The sequence below is a fragment of the Streptomyces sp. NPDC007971 genome (assembly GCF_042958635.1).
In the GTDB taxonomy this organism is placed as follows: Bacteria; Actinomycetota; Actinomycetes; order Streptomycetales; family Streptomycetaceae; genus Streptomyces.
This window is the reverse complement of the sequence record NZ_JBIBJK010000012.1, coordinates 32,256-57,791: the sequence shown is the minus strand read 5'-3', so window position 1 is coordinate 57,791 and position 25,536 is coordinate 32,256. Positions and strand designations below refer to the sequence as shown.

The following is a 25,536-nucleotide window of genomic DNA, read 5'->3' as shown; positions in this document are numbered from 1 at the left end:
GACGAACGGGGAAGTGATGCAGAGCAACAGCAGCACGATCCGGACAAACAGGGCCGTCTCCACACTCGCCGCGCTGCTCGCGGGAGCCCTCGCGCTCACCGCCTGCTCCAGCAGCGACCACAAGAAGGACAGCGGCGGCAGGAGCGGCGGGGCCACTGCCCCCGGCTCCACGCTCACCCTGCCGAAGCTGAACGGCGCGAGCCTGGAGGTCGCCGCCGTCTGGACCGGCACCGAGCAGACGAACTTCAAGAAGGTCCTGTCGGAGTTCGAGAAGCGCACCGGCGCGAAGGTGACGTTCGTGCCCGCCCAGGACCCGATCATCAACTTCCTCGGCTCGAAGATCGCGGGCGGTCAGCCGCCGGACGTCGCGCTGCTGCCGCAGCCCGGGGCGATCAAGCAGGCCGTGGACAAGAAGTGGGCCAAGCCGCTCGGCCCGGACGCGCTCAAGGAACTGCAGAAGAACTACTCGCAGGGCTGGCAGGACATCGGCAAGGTCGGCGGCAAGCAGTACGGCGTCTACTACAAGGCGGCCAACAAGTCGCTGATCTGGTACAACGCCAAGGCCTTCGAGAACGCGGGCGCCAAGGAACCGAAGACCTGGCAGGAGCTGCTGACGGCGGCGCAGGCGGTGTACGACTCGGGTGTCACCCCGTTCTCGGTCGGCGGCGCCGACGGCTGGACGCTGACGGACTGGTTCGAGAACGTCTATCTGTCCCAGGCGGGCCCCGAGAAGTACGACCAGCTCGCCCAGCACAGGATCAAGTGGACCGATCCGTCGGTGAAGCAGGCCCTGACCACGCTGGCCCAGATCTGGGGCAGGAAGGACTACGTGGCGGGCGGCGCGGACGGCGCCCTGCAGACCGAGTTCCCGGCCTCCGTGACCCAGACCTTCACCGGCGGCGACCAGCCGAAGGCGGCCATGGTCTACGAGGGCGACTTCGCGCAGGTCAACATCGGTGACACCAAGGCGAAGGTGGGCACGGACGCGAAGGTGTTCCCGTTCCCGGCGGTGGGTTCGTCCGCACCGGTGGTCTCCGGCGGTGACGCGGCGGTGATCCTCAAGGACTCCAAGGCGGCGCAGGCGCTGGCCACCTTCCTGGCCTCCCCGGACGCCGCGATCGTCCAGGCCAGGCTGGGCGGCTACCTCTCGCCGAACAAGAACGTGCCGGACTCGGCGTACCCCAACGCCGTGCAGCAGAAGATCGCCAAGTCGCTGGTCGCGTCCGGCGACGACTTCCGCTTCGACATGTCCGATCAGGCCCCGCAGGCCTTCGGCGGCACCCCCGGCAAGGGCGAGTGGAAGGACCTGCAGGACTTCCTGAAGAACCCGAAGGACGTGGCGGGCGCCCAGGCGAAGCTGGAGAAGGACGCGGCGGCGGCCTACGGGAACGGGAGCTGAGCCGGCGATGGCGCCGGCAGCGGCGGCCGGGGCCGCACCGGGCCCCGCCGCGCCGAAGAGCCGCAAGAGCGTGACCGGCACCCGCAAGGCCGTGGCAGCCTTCTTCCTGCTGCCGGCCCTGGTGCTGCTCGGCGCGCTCGTGGTCTACCCGATCGGGTACTCGGTCGTCCGCAGCTTCTCCAGCGACTCCGGCGACGGCTTCGCCGGCTTCGACAACTACAAGGCGTTGTTCACCGACGACGGCATCCGGACGGCGCTGAAGAACAACATCATCTGGGTGGTGTTCGCGCCCACGGTCTCCACCGCGCTCGGCCTGGTCTTCGCGGTGCTGACCGAACGGGTGCGCTGGGGCACGGCGTTCAAGCTGGTCGTCTTCATGCCGATGGCGATCTCCATGCTGGCCGCCGGGATCATCTTCCGGCTGGTGTACGACCAGGACCCGGACAAGGGCGTGGCCAACGCGGTGTGGGTGGGCGTCCACGACACCTTCGCGCAGGCGTCGGCGTTCCCGAAGGCACACCCGGGCCGCGAGTCGCCCCTGAAGCCCGACGGGGGCGGCTTCATCACCACGGCCCCGGTGCACACCGGCCGGGCCGTCACGCTCCCGCTGGTGGGCGTCGCCCCCGACCAGATGCCCGACGGCGCGAAGAAGGCCGTGGCCGCCCGGCCGGAGCCGGGGAAGATCACCGGCACCACCTGGCAGGACTTCACCCGCGGCAAGGGCGTCGGCAGGCTCGGCGCGCCCGACCCGTCCGAGCTGGGCTACGCCGGGATGCGGATCGAGGCGGTCAGGGACGGCCAGGTGGTCGCCACCGCCAAGGCGGCCGGGGACGGCACCTTCACGTTGCCCGCGCAGGCCGACGGGGCGCTGCTGAGGCTTCCCGCGGGCAACTTCAAGGAGCCCTACAACGGCGTCGACTGGCTCGGCCCGTCGCTGGTCACCCCGGCCATCATCGGGTCGTACGTATGGATGTGGGCGGGCTTCGCGATGGTGCTGATCGCGGCCGGGCTCGCGGGCGTGCCCCGGGAGCTGCTGGAGGCGGCGCGGGTCGACGGTGCCACCGAGTGGCAGGTGTTCCGCCGGATCACCGTGCCGCTGCTGGCACCGGTTCTCGCGGTCGTCACCGTCACGCTGATGATCAACGTCCTGAAGGTGTTCGACCTCGTCTACATCATCGCGCCGGGCTCCTCCCAGGACGACGCGAACGTGCTGGCCCTGGAGCTGTACCGGAAGGGCTTCTCGGAGGGCCGGCCGGGCATCGCGAGTGCCATCGCGGTGTTCCTGCTGCTGCTCGTGATCCCGGTGATGTGGTTCAACATCCGCAGGCTGAGGCGGGAGGTGCGGTGATGACGACCACGGCGGAAAGCACCGGCAAGGCGGCCCCGGCCGGTACGACGCCGAAGGCCCGGCAGTCCCTCGGATCGAGGATCACCGAGCGGCTGAACGGCGGGCTGGTCCGTGTCTTCCTCGTTCTCGTCGGCCTGTTCTGGCTGGTCCCCACCATCGGCCTGCTCATCTCCTCGCTGCGCGCGCCGGGGGACATGAGCGCGAGCGGCTGGTGGAAGGTGTTCTCCCAGCCGTCCCAGCTGACCTTCGAGAGCTACCAGAAGCTGCTGGAGAACAGCGACATCACCAACTCCCTGGTCAACACCGTGCTGATCACGGTCCCGGCGACGGTCCTGGTCGTGGTGATCGGCTCGTTGGCGGGCTACGCGTTCGCGTGGATGGAGTTCCCGGGCCGGGACTGGTGGTTCCTGGGCGTGGTCAGCCTGCTGGTGGTGCCCGTGCAGGTGGCGCTGATCCCGATCGCCGAACTGTTCGGGAAGATCGGCCTGTTCGGGACGATCCTCGGGGTGGTCCTCTTCCACGTCGGCTTCGGCCTGCCGTTCGCGGTGTTCCTGTTGCGGAACTTCTTCGCGGAGATCCCACGGGAGCTGCTGGAGGCGGCCCGCCTCGACGGTGCCGGCGAACTGCGCCTGTTCGCCCGGGTGGTGATGCCGCTCGGCGGACCCGCGATCGCGAGCCTCGGCATCTTCCAGTTCCTGTGGGTGTGGAACGACATGCTGGTCGCGCTGGTGTTCACCAAGTCCGGCTCCCAGCCGATCACGGTCGCCCTGCAGACCCAGGTACGGCAGTTCGGGAACAACATCGACGTGCTGGCACCCGGCGCGTTCATCTCGATGGTGATCCCGCTGGCCGTGTTCTTCGCGTTCCAGCGGCAGTTCGTGTCCGGGGTGATGGCGGGCGCGGTCAAGTAGTCGCAAAAAGGGCATCTTTCGGGGGGCGGGTCTTCACCGGCCCGTCCCCCGGCGTTCGCCGGGCATCCCCCACATGCCGTACGAACCGTAACCAAGTCACTCCATCGGCCGTTGCCGGGCAGAACGCCCGCGCCGACCGACCCATGGATGTCCCTTGCCCAGGTTCAGTGTCATTGTCCCCGCGTACATGGTCCAGGCGTACCTGTCCGAGTGCCTGGATTCGGTGCTCTCGCAGTCGTACCCCGATCTCGAACTGATCGCCGTGGACGACTGCTCGCCGGACGCCTGCGGCGCGATCATCGACGAGTACGCCGCCCGCGACGCGCGGGTCAAGGCGGTGCACCTGCCCGAGAACAGAGGGCTGGGCCGCGCCCGCAACGCGGGGACGGCCGAGGCGACGGGCGACTACTTGCTCTTCCTGGACAGCGACGACACGCTCACCCCGGACGCGCTGCGCGCGATCGCCGACCGGATCAAGGAGACCGGCGAGCCGGACGTCCTGGTCTTCGACTACGCGCGCACGTACTGGAACGGCGAGACGGCCCGCAACCAGTTCGCCGCCCAACTGAGCCAGCAGGGTCCCGCGCCGTTCCGGCTGGAGGACCGCCCGGGGCTGCTGCGGGTGCTGATGGTCGCCTGGAACAAGGTCTGCCGGCGCGAGTTCGTCGAGCAGCAGGGCTTCGAGTTCCCGGCCGGCTACTACGAGGACACGCCCTGGACGTACCCGGTACTGATGGCCGCGGAGTCGATCGCCACCCTCGACCGGGTGTGCGTGCACTACCGGCAGCGCCGGGGCAGCATCCTTTCCACCACCAGCCGCAAGCACTTCGACGTGTTCGAGCAGTACGACCGCGTCTTCGCGTTCGTCGACCGGCGTCCCGAACTGGCCCGCTGGCGCCCGGTGCTGTTCCGCCGCATGGTCGACCACTTCACGACGATCTTCACGAGGAAGAACCGCCTGCCCCGCGGCGCCCGTGCCGAGTTCCTGCGCATGGCCCGGTTCCACTACCGTCGTTACCACACCGAGGGGGCCGCGGTGCCGCTGCGCACCCGGCTCCGGCACACCCTGGTCCGCCTGGGGCTGCACCGCAGCTACCGGGCCCTTCAGCTGGCCATGGCCCTGCGCCGGCGCACGCTCAAGCTCGCCGTCAAACTCGCCCGGGCCCTGAAGGCGGCGGCGCTCCAGCTGCACTACCGCATCCAGCTGCGCCTCCCGCTGCGCGCCGACCGTGCCGTCTTCGGCGCCTACTGGGGCCGCGGCCACAGCTGCAACCCGGGTGCGCTGGAGGCCGCGTTCCGCCAGTTCGCCCCGCAGGTGCGCACGGCGTGGATCGCCCGCCCCGAGCACCAGCAGACCCTCCCGCCGGGCCCGCGCCGGCTGCGCCCGGGCACGGCCGCCTACTGGACGGCGCTGGCGCGCTCCAAGTACCTCGTCAACAACGTCAACTTCGACCGCCGGCTGAAGAAGCGCCCCGGCCAGGTCTTCGTCCAGACCCAGCACGGCACCCCGCTCAAGCACATGGGCCTCGATCTGCAGGAACACCCGGCGGCCGCCGCGGACATGGACTTCGAGGAGCTGCTCAAGGGCGTCGACAAGTGGGACTACGTCCTGTCCGCCAACCGCCACACCACGCTGACCTGGGAGCGTGTCTATCCGGGCGGCTACACCACGCTGGAGTACGGCTACCCGCGCAACGACGTCTTCCAGACGGCCACGTCGGACGACGTGGCCCGGATGCGCTCGCTGCTCGGCATCCCGGAGGGCGCGGTCGCGATCCTGTACGCCCCGACCCACCGCGACTACCGCCGCACCCAGCAGCCCTCCCTGGACCTGGAGCGCATGCTGCGCCGTCTCGGCCCCCGCTTCGTCGTCCTGGCCCGCGCCCACTACTGGCACGGCGGTCCGCTCGCCCGCTCCAGCGCCGAGCGGATCATCGACGTCAGCGGCCACCCGAGCGTCGAGACCCTCTGCCTCGCCTCGGACGCGCTGGTCACCGACTACTCGTCGCTGATGTTCGACTACGCCAACCTGGACCGGCCGATCGTCGTGCACACCGCGGACTGGGACGCCTACGAGGCCGCCCGGGGCACCTACTTCGACGTGCGCGCCTTCCCGCCGGGGGCTCTCGCCCGCAGCGAGGACGAGCTGATCGACATCTTCGCCACCGGCCACTGGCGCGGCTCGCGCTCCGCCCAGCTGCGCGCGGCCTTCCGGGAGCGGTTCTGCCCGTACGACGACGGACACGCCGCCGAGCGCGTCGTACGGCATGTCGTGCTGGGCGAGACGCAGGCGCGGCCGGGGTTCGTTCCGCTCGCCGAGCGGCGGCCGGTGCCCTCGGCCGCCTCCGGGCTCGCGCGCTCCCCGCTCGCCACCGTGCCGCAACCTTCCGGTTCCCTCCCCGTCACCGAGAGCCGCTGAACAGCGTTGGTCCCCACGGGAGTTCCCATGCCCCTCAGTACGACGCGGCCCACTCCGGTCCGGCCGTCCACCTGGCGTCCCGCCGGACGGCCCACTCGCGTCCGCAAGACAACAGAAAGAGCAGAATGCCCCGCTTCAGCATCATCGTCCCGTCCCACGGGGTCGCTGGTCGGCTGTCCCAGGCGCTGGACTCGGTCCTCGGCCAGTCCTTCGGCGACCTGGAGCTGATCCCGGTCCACGACGCACCCGACGCCCCGGCCGCCGCGGTGGCCGCCGCCCACGCGGAGCGGGACTCCCGGGTGACACCGGCCGTGTCACCACCGTCCGCCGGGCTGAGCGGAGCGCGCAACGCCGGGCTGCGGGTGGCGACCGGCGCGTACGTGCTGTTCCTCGACGGCGACGACCTGCTCCTGCCGGGCGCGCTGGCGGCGCTGGACGCGCGCCTGAGGGAGACCGCAGGGGTCGACGTGCTCTACGCCGAGCACGAACGGGCGCCCTGGTGGGAGGGCGAGCCGACGAACCCGGCCGCCGCTCTGCTGGCGAAGGCACCGCAGGACGCCTTCGCGCCGGAGCGGTTCCCCGAGCTGACCGGCGTGCAGCTCCCGGCGTGGGGCGCCGCCTACCGGCGCGCCTTCCTCGCCGAGCACGAACTCGTCTTCCCGGACAGCCACTTCACGGACCTCGGCTGGGGCGGGCTGACCACGATCGCCGCCCGGCGGATCGCGACGCTGCGCCGAGTCGTCGTACGGCACCGGCTGCGCCGGCAGGGCAGCCGGCTCAATCTGCCCGGAGCGCACCAGCACGCCCTGCTGGACCAGGTGGAGCTGGTGCTGACCCGGGCGGCCGGGGCGGGGCTGTCCGCCGAGCGGATCCGGGCACTGTTCGGGCAGCTGTTCACGCAGGTGCTCAGGACGGCGTCCCGGCCGGAGCGACTGCCCTCGGGGCACCGGGCGTTCTTCCGCCGGGCCGGCCGCCTGTACCGGGCGCACCGGCCCGCGGGGTACCGCGCGCCGGGCGGCAGCCTGGGCGTGCAGCACCGGCTGCTGGCGGCCGGCGCCTACACCGCGTTCCGTGCGCTGCGCGGCGCCAACCAGGCCGCGGCGAGAGCCGCCGAGGGCCTCCCCCGGCCGCACACGCTGCGCACGCGGCTGCGCTACGCCCGCGATCTGCGCCGTCCCCTCGATCCCGGCCTGGCCGTGTTCTGCGCCTACTGGGGCCGCGGCTACGCCTGCAACCCGGCCGCCATCCACGCCAAGGCCCGCGAACTCGCCCCGCACATCCGCGCGGTGTTCCTGGTCGAGGCCGACCAGGCCGCGGCGATGCCGAAGGACGTCGACTTCGCGGTGATCGGCTCGCACCGCTCCTGGGAAGTGCTGGCCCGCGCCACGTACCTGGTCAACAACGCCAACTTCGCCGAGGGCGTCGTCAAGCGCCGGGGCAGTGTGCATCTGCAGACCCAGCACGGCACCCCGCTGAAGACGATGGGCGTGGACCAGTCGACGTACCCGGTGGTGGCCGCGCAGTCCGGCAGCTACACCAAGCTGCTGAGCCGGGTGGACCGCTGGGACTTCAACCTCTCCTCCAACCGCTACTCCACCCAGATGTGGGAGCGCGCCTTCCCCGGCTCCTACGAGCATCTGGAGTACGGCTATCCGCGCAACGACGTCTACTACACGGCGACCGCCGAGGACGTCGCCCGCATCCGGCGCGAGCTGGGCGTGCCCGACGGCGCGACGGCCGTGCTGTACGCGCCGACCCACCGCGACCACCACACGGGCTTCGAGGCCGGGCTGGACCTGGAGGCGTTCTGCGCGGCGGCCGGCGAGGACGTGGTCGTGCTCCTGCGCGCCCACTACTTCTACGACCGGGGGCGCGCCGGGGCCGCGGGCCCGGCCGCCCGGATCATCGACGTCACCGGGCACCGCTGCGCCGAGGACGTGTGCCTGGCCGCGGACGCGCTGGTCACCGACTACTCCTCCATCATGTTCGACTACGCGAACCTGGACCGGCCGATCGTCGTCTACGCCGACGACTGGGAGGTCTACCAGGAGACGCGGGGCGTCTACTTCGATCTGACGACCGAGCCGCCGGGTCCGGTCGTGCGCACCCCCGAGGAACTGGCCCGCGTCTTTTGCGACGGCTCCTACGCGGGACCGGAGGCCGGGGCCCTGCGGGCCGCGTTCCGCGAGCGGTTCTGCCAGTTCGACGACGGACACGCCGCCGAACGCGTCGTACGGCGAGTGCTGCTCGGCGAGCCGCCGGAGGCGATCGCGCCGGTGATCCCGCTCGCCGAGCGCATCCCCGCCCCCGCCGCCGCGACCCTCGTCAGGAGCTGACCCGCCGTGCCCCGCTTCAGTGTCATCGTCCCCTGTTTCAAGGTGCAGGGCTTTCTGCGCGAGTGCCTGGACTCGGTGCTGCTGCAGTCCTTCGGCGACCTCGAACTGATCGCCGTGGACGACTGCTCGCCCGACGGCTGCGGCGCGATCCTGGACGAGTACGCCGAGCGCGACCCCCGGGTGAAGGTGCTGCACCTGCCGGAGAACGTCGGCCTCGGCCGGGCCCGCAACGCCGGCCTGCCGCACGCCACCGGTGACTACCTGTTCTTCCTGGACAGCGACGACACCCTCACCCCGGGAGCGCTGCGCGCCATGGCCGACCGGCTGGCGGAGACCGGCGACCCGGACGTCCTGGTCTTCGACTACGCGCGCACCTACTGGTGGGGCGGCACCCGGCGCAACGTGCTCGCGCAGGTGCTCGCCGACGCCGGCGCGGACACCTTCACGGTCGCCGACCGGCCGCAGATCCTGGACCTGCTGATGGTGGTGTGGAACAAGGTCCACCGGCGCGACTTCGTCGAGGAGCACGGCTTCACGTTCCCGCCCGGGTACTACGAGGACACCCCCTGGACGTTCCCGGTCCTGCTCAGCGCCCGCCGGATCGCCGCCCTGGACCGGGTCTGCCTGAACTACCGGCAGCGCCGGCAGGGCAACATCCTGTCCACCACCAGCCGCAAGCACTTCGACATCCACGACCAGTACGAGCGGGTCTTCGCCTTCGTGGAGCAGCGCGAGGAGCTGTGGCACTGGCGGCCGTATCTGCACCGCAAGATGGGCGAGCACTGTCTGGACATCCTCGCCAAGCCGGACCGGCTGCCGCCCGCGGACAAGGCGGAGTTCTTCCGGCGTACGGCTCAGATGTTCCGCAGGCACCGGCCCGAGGGCGCCCTCGTGGACGGTGAGATCGCCCTGCTGGAGGGCGGTTACGCCGCCTACCGGCTGCGGCGCAGGGCCGTGCTGGCCGGTCGGGAGGCCGGTCGGCGGGCGGTGCAGACACACCGGACGGCCGCCGCACGGGCCCGGCGCGGCTGGGCCGGGCTGCACACGCGGCTGCCGCTGGACCCGCACCTGGTGGTGTACTCGGCGTCCTCGCACCAGGGCGTGCTGGGCGATCCGGCCGCCGTCCACCGCAAGGCGGCCGAGATCGCGCCGCAGCTGCGCGGCGTGTGGGTGGTCCGGGACGAGGAGACCGCGGCGCAGCTGCCGCCGGACGTCGAGCACGTGGTCGTGGGCTCCCGGCGCTATCTGGAGGTCACCGCGCGGGCGGGATTCTTCGTCAACGACGTCAACTGGCCCGGCTCGCTGGCCAAGCGGCCCGGCAGTGTGCACATCCACACCCACCGGGGCACCCCGCTGAAGTACATGGGCGCCGATCTGCTGGACAAGCCCGGCGCGCGGCTCGGCTTCGACGTGCCGCAGATGCTGCGCCGGGCCGACCGCTGGGACTACAGCCTGGTCGCCAACCGCCACTCCGAGCTGGTCTGGGAGCGGGCCTACCCCTGCCACTTCACGTCGGTGCGCACCGGCAGCCCGCGCAACGACGTGCTGGTCGGCGCCGCCGAGGGGGCCGGCTCGGCCTTCCGGGTGCGGCACGGCATCCCCGAGGACCACCGGGTGGTGCTGTACGCGCCGACCCGCCGGGACTACCGCCGGGGCGGGCTCGTGGACCGGATCGACCTGGCCCGGTTCGCGGCCGACCTGGGGGAGGGCCACACCCTGGTGGTCCGGCTGCACCCGACGCTGGCGGCCGGTCCCGCGCGCGGCATGGGCCTGGCCGAGCTGGCCCGGCGCGGGACCGTGGTCGACGCGACGGACGAGCCGCACGTCGAGGAGGTGATGCTCGCCTCCGACGTGCTGGTCACCGACTACTCGGCGCTGATGTTCGACTACGCCAACCTGGACCGGCCGATCGTGGTGCACGCCGACGACTGGGCCGCGTACACCGCGAGCCGGGGCGCCTACCTGGACATCACGGCGGAGGCTCCGGGCCATGTCTCGCGGTCCTACCGGGAGCTGGCGTGGCTCTTCGCGTCCGGCTCGTGGCGGGACGAGGAGTCCACGCGGCTGCGGGCGGACTTCCGGGCACGGTTCTGCGAGTACGACGACGGGCTGGCTGCCGAGCGGGTCGTGCGCACGCTGCTGCTCGGCGAGTCGATGCCCGCCGACGATCCGGGTGCCGCGCGGATCCCCGGGCAGACCGTCACCGGTGATCTGCTGGCCTCGACATGAGGCCGGCGGACCACCGGTAGAACGTGCGAGCGCGGGTGAGACCCGCGATCACCGCTGAGGCGGGGTCCGGCCCCCGGGCGAGACCGGGACCGGCCCCGGGTGACGCCGGGTCCGGCCCGCCGGTGGGACCGGGGGCCGGCCTCCTGCGGGGCCTGGCGGTCCTACTCGATGACGAGGTCGACCTCGATGTTGCCGCGGGTGGCGTTGGAGTAGGGGCAGACCTGGTGAGCGGTCTCGACCAGCTTGCGGCCGGTCTCCTGGTCCACGCTCTCGGGCAGCTCGATGCGCAGCGTCACCTTCAGGCCGAAGCCCTCGCCCTGCTTGCCGATGCCGACCTCGGCGGTCACGGCGGCGTCGCTGACGTCCACCTTCGCCTGGCGGCCGACGAGGCCGAGGGCGCTGCCGAAGCAGGCGGCGTAACCGGCGGCGAAGAGCTGCTCGGGGTTGGTGCCCTCGCCGTTGCCGCCCAGCTCCACCGGCGGGGCCAGCTTGAGGTCGACCTTGCCGTCGGAGGAGACGGCGCGGCCGTCGCGGCCGTGGGTGGCGGTGGCGACAGCGGTGTAGAGCGCGTCCATGGAAGACCATCCCTCTCGGAGTCATCTGCGGTCCGGCGGCTCCTGTCCGGCCGCCTTCACGACCTCAAGTAGAGCACACAACTCAGTTGTACACAACTTAATGACTTGCCGGAGCTATCCTGGGGGCATGACCGCCTCGCCGACCCCCCGGACCACCACCGCGCCCGAAGCGGACTGGCTCCGCCTGGACAGCCAGATCTGCTTCTCCCTGCATGCCGCGTCCCGCGCCTTCAACGGCGTCTACCGCGTGCTCCTCAAGGACCTCGGGCTCACCTACCCGCAGTACCTGGTGATGCTGGTCCTGTGGGAGCAGGGCGACCTGCCCGTCAAGAGGCTCGGCGAGCATCTGCGCCTGGACTCCGGCACGCTGTCACCGCTGGTCAAGCGGCTGGAGGGGGCCGGTCTCGTGCGGCGCGAGCGCAGCACGCACGACGAGCGGTCGGTCCAGGTGCAGCTGACCGAGGAGGGCTCGGCGCTGCGCGAGCGGGCCCTGGAGGTGCCGCGCCGCATCCTGGCGGCGACGGGCTTCGAGCCGGCGGAGATCGGCGACCTGCGCGCACGGCTGGACCGGCTCACGACCGCACTGGACGCGGCGGCCCTGGAAGAGGCTCCGGAGCACCACTGACCCGGACCGGCCGGACGTAGAGCCGGACGGTCACATCGTCCTGCACCCACTCCCCGCCGGGGACGAACTCCCGCGCGAGGACGGCGAGTTTGGCCCGCTCGGTGGGGCTGGCCGGCCTCCAGCGCCCGCCGAGCAGATCCCGGTCGGCGACGACCCACACCCTCTTCAGCCCGGCCATCCGGCGGCGCAGGGTGTCCGGGGAGACCTCCCGCCCGTACAGCGTTCCGGAGTCGGCGCCGGTCCGTGCCAGCGCCACGTCCCGGGCCCCCCGGAACGCCCCCGGATAGGCGAGAGCCACGTTCCGCGTCTGCACCGGAAGAAAGAGCACACGGTCCCCGGCCCGCAGTTGCCGCCCGGCGGCCCGGGAGACGGCGGCGAGGTCGTCGGGCCGGTGCGCCGGGCTGCGGTCACCGCGCAGCAGGGGAAGCTGCTGGGCGAGGACGAGCCCGAGGGCGACAAGACCGGTCAGGGTGAGGAGCGGGGAGGGCGCCACCGGGCGCCCTTTTCCCCACAGCCTGCCGACCGCCCCGGCCACCCGCCCCGCTCCGACCGCCCGGACCACCCATCCCCATCCGGCCGCCCGGACCACCCATCCCCATCCGACCGCCCGGACCACCCGCCCGGCTCCGACCGCCCCGGCCACCCGCCCCGCTCCGGCCGCCACCCGCTCGGCTCCCGCCGCCACCAGCACCGGCGCCCCCGACAGGGCGTAGAGCACGTACCGGTCGACGTAGAGCGGCGAGAGCTGCGACACCAGCATCAGCACCACCGGCGGCACCACGGCCAGCGGCAGACAGACCCCCGCGCAGGTCACCTCCCCGCGCCGCCCCAGCAGTCCCGCCAGCCCCAGTACGGCCAGCCCGAGGCACGCCCAGTACACCCCGTCCGTGGGCCCGAGGAACGTCCGCAGCAGCCCTTGCGCCGTCTCCATGGTCGGCTGCCGCAACCACGCCACCTGCGCCGACTGCGCGTTCGAGACCAGGGCCATCGGCAGCAGCGCGAGGCCCACCGCGCCCGCCGCGCACCCCCAGGCCCGCCACACCCGCGCCCGTGCCCGGGCCAGCGCCAGCGTCACCGCGTGGGCGAGCAGCAGCAGGACCGCGAACTCGTGCAGCCAGCAGGTGAGGCCGAGCACGACACCGTAGGCCCACCAGGAACCCCCCTGCACGGCCCGGACGAACTGGAGCGTCGCCCCCGTGGCTCCGGCCGCGACCAGCGCGTAGGAGCGGCCCTCCTGCGCGTAGTGGCCGGCCATCGGCGTGATCGCGTAGAAGAGCCCGGCCCACAGCCCCACACGCGCCCGGACCAGCCGGGCGCCGAGCGCGGCCACCAGACCCGCGGTGACCGCCGCCGCGCACACGGACGGCAGCCTGAGGGCGACCTCGTCGGGGCGGACGGCGAGGACGGCGTGCATGAGCAGGTAGTAGAGGCCGTGCACCGCGTCCACCCCGTGCAGCAGCCGCCAGATCTGCGGCACCGTACGGCGCGAGACCTGGAAGGTGACCGCCTCGTCGCGCCACATCCCGCCGCGGTCGAGACCCCACAGGCCGAGGGCGAGCATCACCAGCGCGGGCACGGACACGGCGGCGGCACGCCGGGCGCGCCACGGGATGCGGCCCGGCGCATCGGGCGCACTCGGCGCACCCCGCGCCTCCTCGGTCGTTGCACCCGTCGGGACGCCGACGGCCGCTCCAGCCGTCCTGTGCGACTGCGGTTTCACAAGAGGCCTGACATTCACCACGGCTCGAATCTTTTGCGATTAGCCAACCTTTTCCGCTCATTGACGGCGTATCGGCATGGATACACCATCCCCGAGCATTAGGCTCCCACGTGATGAACCGTCTCCGTGTCACCCCCGGCCCGGTCCTCGCCCTCACCGTCGTCTGGCTCGCCACCCGTGCCCTGATGCTGTGGCTGCTCGCCCACGGCGGCGAACGCCTGCTCGGCGGGGGGTCGGTGGCCCGTGAGGTGTGGCGGTTGTACGTCCACTGGTACGGCGTGCTGTCGCACGGCGCGTTCCCGGCGCACGACACCACGTGGCAGTACCCGCCCGGCGCGGGCCTGGTGCTGCTGGCGCCGGGCCTGCTGCCGTGGCTGACCTACTTCCAGGCGTTCGTGGTGCTGACGCTGGCCGCGGACGCGCTGGTCACCAGGGCCCTGGTCCGTGCGGGGCGGCGCCCGGGCCGCAGCCTGCTCGGCGCGGCCGTGTGGACCGGCGGTCTGCCGCTGCTGCTCCACATGCCGCTGGTCCGGTACGACGTGCAGGTGACCGCGCTCGCCGTCGTCTCCCTGCTGACGCTGGGGCGTTCTGCGCGCGCGGGCGGCGTGTACGGGGCGCTGGGCGCCCTGGTCAAGGTGTGGCCGGCACTGGTGCTGCTCGGGACGCCCCGGGGGCGTACGACCCGGACCGCATGGGTGTGGGGGCTGGGCGCCGGGGCCGGGGCCCTGGCACTCCTGGCGACGTCGTTCGACAATTCGCTCGCCTTTCTGCGGCAGCAGGGCGGCCGGGGTGTGCAGATCGAGTCGCTCGGCGGTACGGCACTCAATCTCGGCCGGCACGCGGGCTGGCACGGCCGGGTCCGCTACCGGTACGGCGCGATCGAAATGGTCGGCCCGCACGTGGCCGCCGTCGCCACCGCCTCCCTGGGGCTCACCGCGGCCGCCTTCGGGCTGCTGCTGCTGTGGCGGGTGCGGGCGCGGCAGTGGAACGAGGCCACTCCGTTCGACGCGGCGCTGAGTGCGGTGCTGCTGTTCACCGTCACCAGCCGGGTCATCAGCCCGCAGTACATGATCTGGCTGCTCGGCCTGGCCGCCGTGTGCCTGACCTCGCGGTGCACCAGCCAGCGCCCGGTGGCCCTGCTGGTCCTCGCGGCGAGTGCCCTGAGCAGCGTGGCGTTCCCGATGTACTACCGCGAAGTGGTCGACGGCACCTGGACGGGCTGCCTGCTGATGCTGGGCCGCAACGGGCTGCTGGTGGCCGCGGCGGTGCTGTCCTTCGTCCGGCTCTGGCGCTCCGCGCGGCCGCCATCCGGAATGTCCCTTCCGGAAACGGAACCCCGACCGGATTCCGACCGTCTTCAGGACCGAGCCCTAAGCGTCTCTTAACAGGTTGTTACCGAACATTTCTACGCTCCCAACCTGTGGAACTCATGCTCCCGGACCTCTCAGACCCCGAGACGCCCCCTCAGGTCGGCGTCGTCGTCATCGGCTACAACGACGCCGCCCATGTGACCGAGGCCGTGCGCTCGGCGCTCGCTCAGGGGCCGGCGGTCGGCGAGGTCGTCGCCGTGGACGACTGCTCCACCGACGGCAGCGGCGAGTTGCTCGCGCAACTGGCCGCCGAGGAGCCCCGGCTGCGGGTGGTGCGCCGGGAGGTGAACAGCGGCGGCTGCGGCAGCCCGCGCAACACCGGGATCGACACGGTGACGATGCCGTACACGATGTTCCTGGACAGCGACGACGTGCTGCCGCCCGGAGCGGTGGACGCCCTGCTGGCGGCGGCCACCGGGGCGCACGCCGAGGTCGCCGGCGGCCTGTGCGTGCGCAGGGAACTGCCCTCGGGGCGTGAACAGCCCTGGCAGGCGCCCCTCTATGCGGCGCACACCGTCCTCGCCCGCCCCGCCCAGCACCCCCGGCTGACCCACGACACGCTGTGCGTCAACAAGCTGTACCGGACGGGCTTCCTGCGCGAGCACGGCATCCGCTTCCCCGAGGGCCGCTTCCTCTACGAGGACATCGTGTTCACGGCCCGTGTCCTGGCCGCCGCACCGCGCATCGCGCTCGTGCCGGACCTCGTGTACGTGTGGCACGTACGCCGGTCCGCCGAACGGCTGTCGCTCTCCCTGGACCGGGAGCGCATCGACAACTGGAAGGCGCGTACGCAGGCGTGCGAGCTGGCGTACGACATCCTGCTCGGCGCCGGCCAGAAGGAACTGGCCCGGGCGGCACGGGCCAAGTTCCTGGACCACGAGGTGCGCATGTACGCACGCGAGCTGGGGTTGCGCGACGCGTCCTACCAGCGCGCGTGGTGGGCGCACACCCGCGAGTACCTCGCGCGCTACGACGTCGCCGACTGGGAGCCGAACCCGACGGCGCCCGGCCGGCTGCTCGCCAGGGTCGTGCTGGAGTCCCCCGAGCCGTGCGACCTGCCCCGGCTCAAGGAGCTGGCCGCCCGCCCGGCCCGGCTGCTCCCGCCCTACGCCCGCGTCCCCGACGGCACGCCCGTCTGGTCCGCCGACCTCCCCCAGGTCACCCTCACCCCCTTCCTGACCCGCCCGCCCCGCGTGCTGCCTCTCGCCGTGGACGGCGAACTGCACGCACGCGCGCGTGGCACCCGCCTGGATCTGCGGCTGCACGAGCTGTACGGGCGGATGGCCGAAGCCGGTCCGCAGGAGGTGGAGGTGCAGTGGCAGTGCAGGGAGGACGGGCGCACGGCTCAGCGCGCGACGACCGCCTTCGCGCCCTCGGGCACGGACGGCTGGTCGGCCGAGGTGCCCGTCGACCTGACCGCGCTCGGCGCGGGCACCTGGGACCTGCGCCTGACCGTGCGCTTCGCGGACGGCACGCACCGGGACGCCACGGCGCACGCCGTGGCGGGCGCCGGCCGGCTGCGCCGGCACGCCGTCCCCAGCGCCCGGCACGGTGTGCTGCTGGTCCAGCCGTACGCCACACACTCCGGCGCGCTCGCACTGCGCGTGGCCACCGGGCTGCGCGGAGTCGTCAAGATCGCCCGTGGGCGGCTGCGCCGCCTGCTTCACTGAGAAACACCACCCACCGAGCGACATGGGACCGAGAGCCGCCGGCGAGCGCCGGCCGGCCGATGAGGGGACAGCAGTACATGACCTGGCTGATCACCGGCGGCGCCGGATACATCGGGGCGCACGTCGTACGTGCGATGGCCGAGGCGGGCGAGCGGACGGTGGTCTACGACGACCTGAGCACGGGCGTCAGCGAGCGCGTGCCCAAGGAGGTGCCGCTGGTGGTGGGCTCCGTCCTGGACGGCGAGAAGCTGGCTCGCACCCTCGCCGAGCACGAGGTCACCGGGGTCGTCCACCTCGCGGCGAAGAAGCAGGTGGGCGAGTCCGTGGACCAGCCGCTGCACTACTACCGGGAGAACGTGGAGGGGCTGCGCGTCCTGCTGGAGGCGGTGACGGCGGCGCAGGTCCCCTCGTTCCTGTTCTCGTCGTCGGCGGCGGTGTACGGCATGCCGGACGTCGACCTCGTGACCGAGGAGACCCCCTGCCTCCCCCTCTCCCCCTACGGCGAGACCAAGCTGGCGGGCGAGTGGCTGGTGCGCGCGACGGGCCGTGCCACGGGCCTTGCGACCGCCTCCCTTCGCTACTTCAACGTGGCGGGCGCGGCCACCCCCGAACTGGCCGACACGGGCGTCTTCAACCTCGTCCCCATGGTCTTCGAGAAGCTCACCGAGGGCGCCGCCCCGCGCATCTTCGGCGACGACTACCCGACCCCCGACGGCACCTGTGTGCGCGACTACATCCACGTGGTCGACCTCGCCGAGGCCCACGTGGCCGTCGCCCGCGTGCTGCGCTCCACGCCCGGCCACGACCTGACCGTCAACATCGGCCGCGGCGAGGGCGTTTCCGTCCGCGAGATGATCGACCGGATCAACGCGGTCACCGGCTACGGCCGCCCGCCCACCGTCACCCCGCGCCGTCCCGGCGACCCCGCCCGGGTCGTCGCCTCCGCCGACCGCATCGCCACGGAACTGGGCTGGACGGCGAAGTACGACGTCCAGGACATGATCACCTCGGCCTGGGAGGGCTGGGTACGACTGCACCCGGAGGCGGCACGGTCATAGGCTCCCCGCGATGACCGCCACCCCACGCACCGAACACGCCGGGCACTCCGGGCACAGCGAGCACGCCGGGCACTCCGGGCACTCCGGGCACAGCGAACGCGCCGAACGCGCCGTCGGTGCCCTGCTCGGCTCCGCCGTGGGCGACGCCCTGGGGGCGCCCTTCGAGTTCGGCCCCGAGGGCGCCTTCTCGGCCCGCTTCCCGCACCCCGGGCACGGCGGCGAGATGTGCGGGGGCGGCGGCTGGGACCCCGGCGAGGCGACCGACGACACACAGCTGGCGGTCCTGACCGCCGAGTCGCTGCTGGAATGCGGCGGGCTGGACCTCCCGGACGTCTTCCGGCGCTTCCAGCAGTGGGCCGCAGCCGACCCGAAGGACATCGGCCTGCAGACGGAGGCGGTCCTGACCAGCGGCAACCTCTGGGACACGGCCGCGGCCCGGCACTTCGAGGTCAGCCAACGGGCGGCCGGCAACGGGGCGTTGATGCGGGCAGCCCCCTCGGCGGTCCACTTCGCCCGCCACGGCCGTGAGGCCACCATGGACGCCGCCCGCCGCCTGTCCGCCCTGACACACGGTGACCCAGCGGCTTGGGAGGGCACGGCCGTCCTGCACGAGCTGATCCGGATCGCCCTGACCGGAGCGGACCCGCTGCCCGCCCTGCCCGCCACCCTGGGCGCGCTCCACCCCGGCCACCGGGCCCGGTACGCGACCGTCCTCTCCCCCGACTGGCACCCCGACCTGGCCACCGAGTTCAACGGCGCGGTCTGGCCCTGCCTCGGCTCGGCGGTCTGGGCCCTGCGTACGACAGGGTCCTACGAGGAGGCGGTACGCGCGGCGGTCGACCTGGGCGGCGACACGGACACGGTGGCGGCGGTCACCGGGGCGCTGGCGGGAGCGGTGTACGGCGCGGCGGCGGTGCCGGTTCGGTGGGCCGACGTGGTGCATGTGCCGTTGCCCGGGTTCGGGGGGCGGGTGCTGAGGGCGCCGCATCTGATCGAGCTGGCCCGGCGGTTGGCGTAGCGGGTGGCCGCCGCCGCAGCACGGGCCGTCCCCGGCCGCGGGCACACCGTGGCCGATCGCGCAGTTCCCCGCACCCCTGCACGGCGCTTGGCTGCGGGCAGCCATGCCTCCCGCCAGTGCCTGAAGGGCCCGGGGGACACCAGGCGGCGCGGGCGGGCGCAGCGGCATCCAGCCAGAGCGGGCAAGCGCCCCCGCCCGGCCCGGCGGCGGGCACCGCCCGGTCTCACAGCGCCTTCAGTGCCCCCGCCGTCGCCCGGGCCAGGTTCTCCAGGTAGCCCTTCGGGAGTTTCGGGGTGCGGATGACCACCGAGCGCCAGTACAGCGGGCCGGAGATCAGGTCGAGGGCCAGGTCGGCGTCGACCCCGGCCCGTATCTCCCCCCGCCGCTCCGCCGCCGCGACGATCTTGCTGGCAACCCCTTCCTGCCCGTCCCGCAGCGCCTTCTGCAGCGCCTCGGCGATGTCGGGATTGCGGGCGGCCTCCGCCTGCAGATCGGGAATGATCTGGGAGGCGACGGGGTGGCGCAGGGCGCGGGAGGTGACCTCGTAGAGGAGGCCAAGGTCCCCCTCCAGGGAGCCGGTGTCCGGCACGGGCAGGCCCAGTACCGCCATTGCCGAGACCACGTCCAGCACCAGGTGCAGCTTGGAACGCCAGCGGCGGTAGACCGCCGTCTTGCCGACGCCCGCCCGCCGCGCGATGCCCTCGATGGACATGCGGGCATAGCCGACGGCCGCCAGTTCCCCGAAGACGGCCGCGCGAATGGCCTCGGTCACGTCCTCCCGGAGCACGGCGGCCCCGGCGGGGGCCCGTCGGCGCGCGCGCTTCGGGGCCTCGTCGGCGTTCGTCGTCATGCGGACCAGCATAGGGCGTTACGACGAAACGGTTGCGTTCCGACGGTCGATGGTTCTACGCTCACGTTGCGACGATACGGTCCCGTCCCGACGTAAGAGAACATGAAGAGAAGCGTAAGGAAACGCCGGACGACGGACGGGGACCCCCCAGCCCCGGCGGCAGCCGGACGCACCCCCCTCCCCCGAGCGAAAGCAGCGGATGTGAGCCAGGTCCTCCACACACCGCCCCCCACCCAGGTCCCGGCCGACGACGACCTCGCGGCGCTGGCCGCCCGGCACGGCCTCACGGTCAGCGGCGCCCGCCCCTCCCTGCCGGAGTACGTCCGCCAGCTCTGGGCCCGCCGCCACTTCATCACCGCCTTCGCCACCGCCAAGCTCACCGCCCAGTACAGCCAGGCGAAGCTCGGCCAGGTCTGGCAGGTCATGAACCCGCTGCTGAACGCGGCGGTCTACTACTTCATCTTCGGCGTGCTCCTGGGCACCAGCAAGGGTGTGCCGGACTACATCCCGTTCCTGGTCACGGGCGTGTTCATCTGGACGTTCACGCAGAGCTCGATCATGGCGGGCACCCGCGCGATCTCGGGCAACCTCGGCCTGGTCCGTGCCCTGCACTTCCCGCGCGCCTCACTGCCGATCTCCTTCTGCCTCCAGCAGCTCCAGCAGCTGCTGTTCTCGATGACCGCGCTGGTCGTGATCATCCTGTCCTTCGGCATCCCGGTCACCCCCCGCTGGCTGCTGGCGATCCCCGTGCTGGTCCTGCAGTCCGTCTTCAACGCGGGCGTCTCGATGATCATGGCCCGGTGGGGCGCCAAGACCCCGGACATCGCCCAGCTGATGCCGTTCGTGCTGCGCACCTGGATGTACGTGTCCGGTGTGATGTGGAGCATCAGCAAGCTCACCAAGAAGGACCACCTGCCGCACCTCGTCACCGTCGCGCTGGAGACCAACCCGGCCGCCGTCTACATCGACCTCATGCGGTACTCGCTGATCCACAGCTTCCACGGCAAGCAGCTCCCCCCGCACGTGTGGGCGGCAGCCACCGGCTGGGCCCTGCTCGCCGGGATCGGCGGCTTCATCTACTTCTGGAAGGCTGAGGAGACGTACGGCCGTGGCTGAGCAGACACCCGCGAACAACGCGAACATCCCCACCGTCGTCGCCGACGGCGTCGACATCGTCTACCGGGTCAACGGGACCGGCGCCGGCCGCGGCACCGCCACCGCCGCCCTCAACCGCATGCTGCGCCGCAAGCAGGCCGAGCAGGCATCGGGCGTGCGCCGGGTGCACGCGGTGAAGAAGGTGTCGTTCATCGCCTACAAGGGCGAGGCGATCGGCCTGATCGGCACCAACGGCTCCGGCAAGTCGACCCTGCTCAAGGCGGTCGCCGGCCTGCTCCCGGTGGAGAACGGCCACATCTACACCCACGGCCAGCCCTCACTGCTCGGCGTCAACGCGGCCCTGATGAACGACCTGACCGGCGAGCGCAACGTCTACCTCGGCGGCCTCGCCATGGGCATGTCCCGCGAGCAGATCAAGGAGCGCTACGAGGACATCGTCGACTTCTCCGGGATCAACGAGAAGGGCGACTTCATCACCCTTCCGATGCGCACCTACTCCTCCGGCATGGCCGCCCGGCTGCGCTTCTCCATCGCCGCCGCCAAGGACCACGACGTCCTGCTGATCGACGAGGCGCTCGCCACCGGCGACCGCAAGTTCCAGGTACGCTCCGAGGAGCGGATCCGTGAGCTGCGGCAGCACGCGGGCACGGTCTTCCTGGTCAGCCACAACAACAAGTCGATCCGTGACACCTGCGAGCGGGTGCTGTGGCTGGAGCGCGGCGAACTGCGCATGGACGGGGCGACCGAGGACGTCCTGAAGGAGTACGAGGCCTTCACCGGTGACAAGAGCGACAAGGCGAAGAAGCCGGCGCCGAAGCAGGCGGCACCGAAACCCGAGGCTCCCAAGGTTCCTCTTCCTTCGTGAGCCCCTTCTTACCTCAGGCGCGGTTATCCCTTTCATACGTCTAGTGACAGTATGTTATGAAAGGTGGCCCCTTGAGACGACGAGCCGAAGGAGACCCCAGCGATGCCCCAACTCAGCATCATCGTCTACGGGCCGAACGCCCAGGGGCATCTGACCGAACTGCTCGACTCGCTGGAAGCCCACCCGCTTCCGGACGCCGAGGTGATCGTCGCCGGAGTCGGCGACTGGGCACGGGAGACGGCCGAGGGCCACTCCCCCGAAACGGTCGTGGTGCCCCTGCCGGACGGCACCGGTAACGCGGCGGCCCGGGCGGCGGGCGCCGCCCGGGCGTCCGGCCGCTGGCTGCACTTCGTGCACGCCAAGGACGGCCTGCCGGCCGGAGCGTCCCGGCTGATCGCCGAACGCACCGCCGAACTCGACGACACGGGCGCCACCGTCGACGTCCTCCTCCTCGGCCACTCCACCACCACCTGGCAGAGCGCCTCCACCCCCTCCCGCGACGGCCGCCTCCTGGCCGGCGCCGGCCGGGCCGACCTGGTCCTGGACGAGGCGGCCGACCTGCTGCGCCTCACTCCGCTGCTCGGCACCCGCGCCCTGCGCGCCGCCTTCTGGCAGGCGCACCAGGAGCAGCTCACCACCGACGACGAGCCCTACGCCGCCCAGGCCGCCCTGCTGCACGCCGGCCGTGTCGCCTGCCTGAACCAGGTGGCGTACGAGGACCGCAAGCTGCGCCCCGAGAGCCTGCCGCAGCTCACCTTCGAGGACCGGTTCGCGCTCATCGACCGCTACGAGTCGCTGCTGGCACTCGCCAAGGACCGCCGCGCCGCCCGTGCGGTGCTGTACGACCTGATGGTCCGCGACCTGGTGCGCACCTTCGCCGGCGAGAACCTGCCCGACGCCGTGGCCCGCGAGTTCTTCCGCCGCGCCTCCCTGGCGGCGGTCCGCTGGCGCCCCGAGGGCCACCAGCGCCCGGCCGGCATCGAGGGCGTCCGGCACGCCCTGCTCGAAGAGGGCGCCTACACCCGCTACCGCGCCTTCCAGGCCGCCAACCGCGGCCGGCGCGCCGCCAGGAAGACCGTAAGGACCCAGAAGCGCCAGATCGGCGCGAAGCTGCGCGACCAGCAGTACCGCAGGGCGCTCGGCCGCCCCGTCGACCCGAACCTGGCCGTGTTCGCGGCCTACTGGGACCGCGGGGTCTCCTGCAACCCGGCCGCCGTCGCCGGCAAGCTCGCCGAACTCGCCCCGCACATCCACAGGGTGTGGGTGGTCAACAAGGAGAACGCGGCCCTGCTGCCGCCCGGCACGGACCACGTGGTCCCCGGCACCCGCCGCTACTGGGAGACGCTGGCCACCGCCAAGTACCTGACGAACAACGTCAACTTCCCCAACGCGGTGGTCAAGCGCCCCGACGCGATCCATCTGCAGACCCACCACGGCACCCCGCTCAAGCGCATGGGCCTGGACCAGATGGAGCACCCGGCCGCCGCCAAGGGCCTGGACTTCGCCGCGCTGCTGGCCCGCATCGACAAGTGGGACTACAGCGTCAGCGCCAACAGCCACTCCACCCGCATGTGGGAGCGCGCCTACCCGGCCCGCTTCACCTCCCTGGACTACGGCTATCCGCGCAACGACGTCTTCTACAGGAGCGACGCGCAAGCCGTCCGCGCCGCCCGCGAACGCCTCGGCATCGCCCCCGGGCGCACCGCCGTCCTCTACGCCCCCACCCACCGCGACTACGAGGCCGGCTTCACCCCCCGCCTCGATCTCGCCGCGCTGGCCGACCGCCTCGGCGAGGACACCGTCCTGCTGGTGCGCGCCCACTACTTCTACGGCGGCGCCGCCTCCCCGCTGACCGGACTGCGCCGCAGCGGCCGGATCATCGACGTCTCCTCCTACGACCCCGTCGAGGAACTGTGTCTGGCCGCCGACGCGCTGGTCACGGACTACTCGTCGATCATGTTCGACTACGCCAACCTCGACCGCCCGATCGTCGTCTACGCCGACGACTGGGAGACGTACCGGACCACCCGGGGCGTGTACTTCGACCTGACGGCCGAGGCGCCGGGCCGGGTGGCCCGCACCCAGGAGGAGCTGACGGAGATGTTCCTGTCGGGCGCCTGGCGGGACGAGAGCGCGGCGAAGGCGCGGGCCGCGTTCCGGCGCCGGTTCTGCGAGTACGACGACGGGCGCGCAGCCGAGCGGGTCGTACGGCGGGTCTTCCTCGGCGAGCCCGAGCAGGCACTGCCCCCGGTGATCCCGCTCGACGAACGCACCCCCGCCCCGACCCCCGAGGAGGCCACGGCATGACGACCCCCGACGTCACGGTGACGGTCATCGTCTACAACGACGCGGCACGGCTCCCCCGGGCGGTAGCCTCCCTGCGGGCCCAGACCCACGCCAACATCGAGATCGTCATCAGCGACGACCACTCCACCGACGACACCCCGGCCGTCGCCCGGCAGCTGGCCGCCCAGGACCACCGCGTCCGCTACCTGCGGCTGCCGGAGAACAGCGGTGGCTGCAGCGCCCCGCGCAACCGGGCCATCGAGATCGCCCGGGCGCCGTACCTGATGTTCCTCGACAGCGACGACGAACTCCCGCCCCGCGCGGTCGAGTTGCTGCTGGCCGCGCACCGTGAGCGCGAGGTGGACTTCGCCATGGGCGCGGTGCGGCGGGTACGGGTGGACAACGGGCGCCGCACGACCTGGATGCCGCATCTGGTCGCCGACCGCCGCACGGTGGAGGGCATCGAGTCCGACCCCCGGCTGCTCTTCGAGCACCTGTCGACCAGCAAGATGTACGCCCGCGCCTTCCTCGACCGCCACCAACTCCGTTTCCCCGAGGGCATCCACTACGAGGACCAGCTGTTCTCGGCGCAGGCATACTGCCTGGCAAAGGCGTTCACGATCATCCCGGACCCGGTGTACGTCTGGTACATCGAGCCGTTCGCGGCCGCCGCGTCGGCCTCCATCTCCAACCAGCGGCACAAGATCTCCAACGTCGCCGACCGGGTGCACGTCCAGCGTCTGATCGACGACTTCCTGGTCAGCAGCGGGCACGCCGGGCTGCGGGAGGACAAGGACTTCAAGTTCCTCAAGCACGACTTCCGGATGTACGCGGGTGATCTGCCCTACCGGGACGACGCGTGGCTGGAGTCCTTCGCCGAGATCATGAACCCGTACCTGGAGACGCTGGCCGAGGGAGCCTACGCCCGCCTGCCCCGCCAGGAACGGATCGTCCTCCAACTCCTGCGCGACGGCCGTCTGTCCGACGTCCGGCAGGCGGCACGGGGCCTGGGCCACCCGGTGGCGCCGAGGCACGTCACCGCCGACGAGTCCGGCGCCACGTACTGGGGCGACATCGTGCCCTCCGGCGACCGGGCCCGCCGCGAACTGGACGTCTGCGACCTGGAGCTGGACACCCGGCCGTTCCCCAGCGCCCACTTCCGGCACGAGATCACCGAGCTGACCCCGGGCAGCGGCGCCACCCTCACCCTCGCGATCCGCACCTACGACCCCGGGCTGCGGCTGCCGGTGGGCCCGCAACGCGCGAGTCTGGTCCTGGCCCCGTCCCGCCGCCGTATGACGGTCCCCTTCCGCCTGGACCCGGTGAGCCCCGGTGTCTTCGAGGGCCGCGTCCAGCTCGATCTCGCGACGGCACAACTGTCCGTGCAGGGCTTCGACGGGGTGCGCCACCCGTTGCTCCGGCTGGAACAGCAGGGACTCGCGCACTCCGGGCTGCTCCTGGCGCCCCTCGACTTCCCGAGCGTCACCGCCCGTGTCGAGTACCGCTCGGGCGCAACCCCCCACGAGGTCACCGTCGAACCGGAGGGGCGCAATCCAGGCCGCCTCCAGATCCGCTGGCGCCCGGTGGGCGTGACGGCCCGCGTCATCCGCCCGGTGGTCCGCAAGATGGCCCGCCCGAAGATCCGCAACGCAGCACGACTGGTGGCGAGTGTTCTGAGGTAATCGCCGGCCGGTTCTTCGACTGCGGGTGCGTGAGGGCCAGGCAGTCGCAGGACCGGCTG

Annotated in this window: 18 protein-coding genes; 15 read left to right on the top strand and 3 right to left on the bottom strand. The window is 72.1% G+C overall.

From position 1 onward, the window contains the following. Nucleotides 1-16 precede the first annotated feature (16 nt). The 6 genes from ACFZCP_RS25135 to ACFZCP_RS25110 all read left to right on the top strand — a co-directional run bounded on the left by ACFZCP_RS25135 (nucleotide 17) and on the right by ACFZCP_RS25110 (nucleotide 10,642). Nucleotides 17-1,399, top strand: a complete 1,383-nt coding sequence (locus ACFZCP_RS25135; protein WP_391430157.1) for an extracellular solute-binding protein — start codon at nucleotides 17-19, stop codon at nucleotides 1,397-1,399. Nucleotides 1,400-1,406: 7 nt separating this feature from the next. Continuing rightward, complete coding sequence (locus ACFZCP_RS25130; protein WP_391430155.1) at nucleotides 1,407-2,747, top strand: ABC transporter permease subunit; 1,341 nt, start codon at nucleotides 1,407-1,409, stop codon at nucleotides 2,745-2,747. Next, on the top strand, nucleotides 2,747-3,658 hold the full coding sequence (locus tag ACFZCP_RS25125) for an ABC transporter permease subunit (RefSeq protein WP_391430153.1): 912 nt from the start codon (nucleotides 2,747-2,749) through the stop codon (nucleotides 3,656-3,658). Before ACFZCP_RS25130 ends, ACFZCP_RS25125 begins: the two co-directional genes overlap by 1 nt. A 154-nt stretch (nucleotides 3,659-3,812) precedes the next feature. Then, nucleotides 3,813-6,077, top strand: coding sequence for a CDP-glycerol glycerophosphotransferase family protein (locus ACFZCP_RS25120; protein ID WP_391430151.1), 2,265 nt, complete (start codon nucleotides 3,813-3,815; stop codon nucleotides 6,075-6,077). Nucleotides 6,078-6,202: 125 nt separating this feature from the next. Then, entirely contained in the window at nucleotides 6,203-8,413 is a 2,211-nt protein-coding gene (locus tag ACFZCP_RS25115; RefSeq protein ID WP_391430149.1) for a CDP-glycerol glycerophosphotransferase family protein, read from the top strand. A gap of 6 nt (nucleotides 8,414-8,419) precedes the next feature. Further along, entirely contained in the window at nucleotides 8,420-10,642 is a 2,223-nt protein-coding gene (locus ACFZCP_RS25110; RefSeq protein WP_391430147.1) for a CDP-glycerol glycerophosphotransferase family protein, read from the top strand. Between the two features lie 161 nt (nucleotides 10,643-10,803). On the opposite strand, the gene ACFZCP_RS25105 is transcribed toward ACFZCP_RS25110, so the two are convergent. Next, nucleotides 10,804-11,217, bottom strand: a complete 414-nt coding sequence (locus ACFZCP_RS25105) for an Ohr family peroxiredoxin (protein WP_391430145.1) — start codon at nucleotides 11,215-11,217, stop codon at nucleotides 10,804-10,806. A 127-nt stretch (nucleotides 11,218-11,344) separates the two neighbouring features. Between ACFZCP_RS25105 and ACFZCP_RS25100 the strand changes: the two genes are divergently transcribed. After that, the gene (locus ACFZCP_RS25100; protein ID WP_391430143.1) at nucleotides 11,345-11,842 is read left to right on the top strand and encodes a MarR family transcriptional regulator; all 498 of its coding nucleotides are present in this window, start codon (nucleotides 11,345-11,347) and stop codon (nucleotides 11,840-11,842) included. Here the strand turns inward: ACFZCP_RS25100 and ACFZCP_RS25095 are convergent. Beyond that, nucleotides 11,790-13,424 (bottom strand): glycosyltransferase family 39 protein, encoded by a 1,635-nt coding sequence (locus tag ACFZCP_RS25095; protein WP_391430141.1) that lies wholly within the window; start codon nucleotides 13,422-13,424, stop codon nucleotides 11,790-11,792. The genes ACFZCP_RS25100 and ACFZCP_RS25095 overlap by 53 nt on opposite strands. A 251-nt stretch (nucleotides 13,425-13,675) precedes the next feature. On the opposite strand from ACFZCP_RS25095, the gene ACFZCP_RS25090 reads away from it, so the two are divergent. From ACFZCP_RS25090 to ACFZCP_RS25075, 4 genes are all read left to right on the top strand, one after another. Beyond that, the gene (locus ACFZCP_RS25090) at nucleotides 13,676-14,947 is read left to right on the top strand and encodes a glycosyltransferase 87 family protein (RefSeq protein WP_391430138.1); all 1,272 of its coding nucleotides are present in this window, start codon (nucleotides 13,676-13,678) and stop codon (nucleotides 14,945-14,947) included. 44 nt (nucleotides 14,948-14,991) lie between these two features. Next, complete coding sequence (locus ACFZCP_RS25085) at nucleotides 14,992-16,602, top strand: glycosyltransferase (RefSeq protein WP_391430807.1); 1,611 nt, start codon at nucleotides 14,992-14,994, stop codon at nucleotides 16,600-16,602. A 77-nt stretch (nucleotides 16,603-16,679) separates the two neighbouring features. Then, nucleotides 16,680-17,660, top strand: a complete 981-nt coding sequence (gene galE, locus ACFZCP_RS25080; protein WP_391430136.1) for a UDP-glucose 4-epimerase GalE — start codon at nucleotides 16,680-16,682, stop codon at nucleotides 17,658-17,660. A gap of 10 nt (nucleotides 17,661-17,670) precedes the next feature. Then, complete coding sequence (locus ACFZCP_RS25075; RefSeq protein ID WP_391430134.1) at nucleotides 17,671-18,678, top strand: ADP-ribosylglycohydrolase family protein; 1,008 nt, start codon at nucleotides 17,671-17,673, stop codon at nucleotides 18,676-18,678. A gap of 223 nt (nucleotides 18,679-18,901) precedes the next feature. On the opposite strand, the gene ACFZCP_RS25070 is transcribed toward ACFZCP_RS25075, so the two are convergent. Continuing rightward, on the bottom strand, nucleotides 18,902-19,528 hold the full coding sequence (locus tag ACFZCP_RS25070; RefSeq protein ID WP_391430132.1) for a TetR/AcrR family transcriptional regulator C-terminal ligand-binding domain-containing protein: 627 nt from the start codon (nucleotides 19,526-19,528) through the stop codon (nucleotides 18,902-18,904). 201 nt (nucleotides 19,529-19,729) lie between these two features. Between ACFZCP_RS25070 and ACFZCP_RS25065 the strand changes: the two genes are divergently transcribed. The 4 genes from ACFZCP_RS25065 (at nucleotide 19,730) to ACFZCP_RS25050 (ending at nucleotide 25,477) form a co-directional block, all read left to right on the top strand. Continuing rightward, nucleotides 19,730-20,644 (top strand): ABC transporter permease, encoded by a 915-nt coding sequence (locus ACFZCP_RS25065; RefSeq protein ID WP_391430130.1) that lies wholly within the window; start codon nucleotides 19,730-19,732, stop codon nucleotides 20,642-20,644. Continuing rightward, on the top strand, nucleotides 20,637-21,509 hold the full coding sequence (locus tag ACFZCP_RS25060; protein WP_362693093.1) for an ABC transporter ATP-binding protein: 873 nt from the start codon (nucleotides 20,637-20,639) through the stop codon (nucleotides 21,507-21,509). Before ACFZCP_RS25065 ends, ACFZCP_RS25060 begins: the two co-directional genes overlap by 8 nt. Nucleotides 21,510-21,611: 102 nt before the next feature. Beyond that, nucleotides 21,612-23,816: a CDP-glycerol glycerophosphotransferase family protein gene (locus tag ACFZCP_RS25055; RefSeq protein ID WP_391430127.1), complete on the top strand. Its 2,205-nt coding sequence runs from the start codon at nucleotides 21,612-21,614 to the stop codon at nucleotides 23,814-23,816. Further along, nucleotides 23,813-25,477: a glycosyltransferase gene (locus ACFZCP_RS25050; RefSeq protein WP_391430125.1), complete on the top strand. Its 1,665-nt coding sequence runs from the start codon at nucleotides 23,813-23,815 to the stop codon at nucleotides 25,475-25,477. Before ACFZCP_RS25055 ends, ACFZCP_RS25050 begins: the two co-directional genes overlap by 4 nt. Nucleotides 25,478-25,536: the final 59 nt, after the last annotated feature.